The following is a 2,408-nucleotide window of genomic DNA, read 5'->3' as shown; positions in this document are numbered from 1 at the left end:
TGCAAAATACGCTGTTGCTTTTTTTAATATATCTCGCTCAAGGCGAGCTTCATTTAACGCCTTACGCAGTTGCAGAATTTCAGATTCCAGTTCAGCCACCGTGCGGGAACCAGGAGTACCGAGCCCTTTTCTGGCGGCGGTAACCCATTGTCCTAAAGTGCCTTCAGGAAGGGATAATCGGGAAGCGCCTTCACTGATCGAAAGTTGATTTTCAAGAACCGTTCTGACAGCTTCGGCTTTGAACTCTTTAGAGTAACGTTGGTTTTTTCTGCTCATTATTAGCTCCTTCTGATGCCATTCTATTTCAGGAAGGAGTGTCCGTTAAACTCAGGCTACCTCAGTGTGCCAGAGGGGCGTATGTATCTGTCCAGAATCAGTGAGGCCATCAGTTTGTCTGCTGGTGAAGTGGCCCACCGGTTAATCGTCCCTTCATCGGATATTGACCTAGGGGAGACCGAGCTTCCGGTGCTCGGCGAGATCACCTAGCAGGCTTATGACCCGGCAAGGAGTAAATAATGGATTCGTTACAGGATGATTATACAAAGCTGCTGTACGGACTGATGCCGCCGGGGCCTGCATGGTCAGATACCGACGGTGTACTTGACGGTCTGGCACCATCGCTTGTGCGTGTTCACCAGCGGGCTGATGAACTGGTGATTGAAATCGATCCCGGTCAGTCCACAGAGCTGATTGAACGTTATGAAGAATTGTATGGTTTACCTGATTCCTGTTCCCCTGTCGGAACCCAGACATTACGCCAGCGTCAGCAACGTCTTGAAGCAAAAGCCAATGTGGCTGGTGGCATAAATGAGCAGTTCTTCCTGGATCAGCTTGAGGCGCTGGGATATACCGGCGTAACGATCGAACAGTTCCAGCACCTGGATGCAAGCCCCGATCCGGAATGGGGAGATCGCTGGCGTTATTTCTGGCGTGTGACGTTGCCGGTGGATGCCGGTGCTCAGTGGCAGACATGCACGGACGCCTGCAACACACCGATCCGGACGTGGGGGGATACGGTTGCGGAGTGCGTGATTAATAAATTATGTCCGTCACACACCGTCGTTTTATTTTCCTATCCAGATGAGGATGAAGATGCACAGGATTGATACGCTGACTGCGGTAAAAGATAAGTTTGGTCCGGGTAAGAACGGATTTACTGACGGAAATCTTCGCACAGGACGTCTTGCTACCTGGCTGAACAGTGCCATGTGGAATGCCATTCAGGAGGAAATCTGTGGTGTCATTGAGAAGGCCGGGATAGAACTGAATAAAGAAGAACACGACCAGCTATATAAGGCTATATTATTGCTGGTGGGCGGTGCAATTAACGAAGAGGCATTGCTGATAAAAAATAACCTTTCGGATGTGGAAGACAGGGATGAGGCTGTTGAAAACCTCGGATTAAAACCCACGGTGGATAAGGCAAAAAATGCCGTTCAGCGTGATGGCGACACCATGACCGGAGAGCTGAAAATCCGTGGTGTTAATGCGCTGAGGATTTTCAACGAAGCTTTTGGCCTGATTTTTCGTCGTTCGGAAGAGTGCCTGCACCTTATTCCCACCAGTGAAGGTCAGGGGGAAAATGGCGATATTGGTCCCCTGCGCCCGTTCACCATTAATCTGCGGACGGGTGAAATATCCATGTCGCATAAAGTGTCTGTTGGCGGTGGTTCGCAGGTCAATGGTGCGCTGGGTATCGGCGTTCAGAACGCCCTGGGGGGGGAATTCAATTGCTTTCGGGGATAACGATACAGGTATAAAACAAAACGGCGACGGCATTCTGGATGTTTATGCGAATGGACAGCATGTATTTCGTTTCCAGAATGGTGTGGCGATAGCGTTAAAAAATATTCAGGCCGGAAATGCTAAAAAATTCACGTTATCCAGCGCCAACAACTCCACGAAAAATGCAGCGTTTTATTTGTGGGGTAATCCATCCAGGCCTGTTGTTGCAGAGCTTGGTGATGATTCCGGCTGGCATTTCTACAGCCAGAGAAATACCGATGGTAGTATCACATTCGCTGTAAACGGACAGGTAATTCCGTTAAATTACGGAAACTTCGATGCCCGCTATAAACATCGAACTGAGGGGGTACAGGATGTGCGGTATGGTTATGAAATGTATTACAACCCTGGCAGCAACACCGTTTCATGGACGTTTCGCTCACCTTCGGGACACGGGTTGTCAGGGATAGCGATATCGGATACCGGCCGTAACTCAGCGGATAACGTCAACGGTGTGTATTACCGACCGCTGCAAAAACTGATTAATGGCACCTGGTATAACGTAGCGAGTATTTAACAATGTTGCTGGATTTGCCCCTATATTTCCAGACATCTGTTATCACTTAACCCATTACAAGCCCGCTGCCGCAGATATTCCCGTGGCGAGCGATAACCCAGCGCAC

General features: G+C 49.5%; 3 protein-coding genes and 2 pseudogenes. 4 read left to right on the top strand and 1 reads right to left on the bottom strand.

What is annotated here, in order from left to right:
• On the bottom strand, positions 1-276 hold a 276-nt coding region (locus BFF42_RS15105), incomplete at its 3' end, for a transposase (RefSeq protein ID WP_146628189.1).
• Between the two features lie 66 nt (positions 277-342).
• Here BFF42_RS15105 and BFF42_RS28600 point away from each other — a divergent pair.
• From BFF42_RS28600 to BFF42_RS26970, 4 genes and pseudogenes are all read left to right on the top strand, one after another.
• Positions 343-486 (top strand): annotated as a pseudogene (locus BFF42_RS28600) (hypothetical protein); the annotation flags it as partial.
• 29 nt (positions 487-515) lie between these two features.
• Positions 516-1,106 carry a YmfQ family protein gene (locus BFF42_RS15100; RefSeq protein WP_000377820.1) on the top strand — a complete coding sequence of 197 codons (591 nt, stop codon included), beginning with the start codon at positions 516-518 and terminating at the stop codon, positions 1,104-1,106.
• Positions 1,093-1,651, top strand: a pseudogene (locus BFF42_RS26975) (phage tail protein); the annotation flags it as partial. The gene BFF42_RS15100 and the pseudogene BFF42_RS26975, both read left to right, overlap by 14 nt.
• 30 nt (positions 1,652-1,681) lie before the next feature.
• A complete protein-coding gene (locus BFF42_RS26970; protein ID WP_237160981.1) occupies positions 1,682-2,302 on the top strand; it encodes a hypothetical protein in 621 nt (206 codons plus the stop codon).
• Positions 2,303-2,408: the final 106 nt, after the last annotated feature.

The sequence above is a fragment of the Shigella sp. FC1661 genome (assembly GCF_001712525.1).
GTDB classification, from domain to species: domain Bacteria; phylum Pseudomonadota; class Gammaproteobacteria; order Enterobacterales; family Enterobacteriaceae; genus Escherichia; species Escherichia coli.
This window is presented reverse-complemented; position numbering and strand designations above follow the sequence as displayed.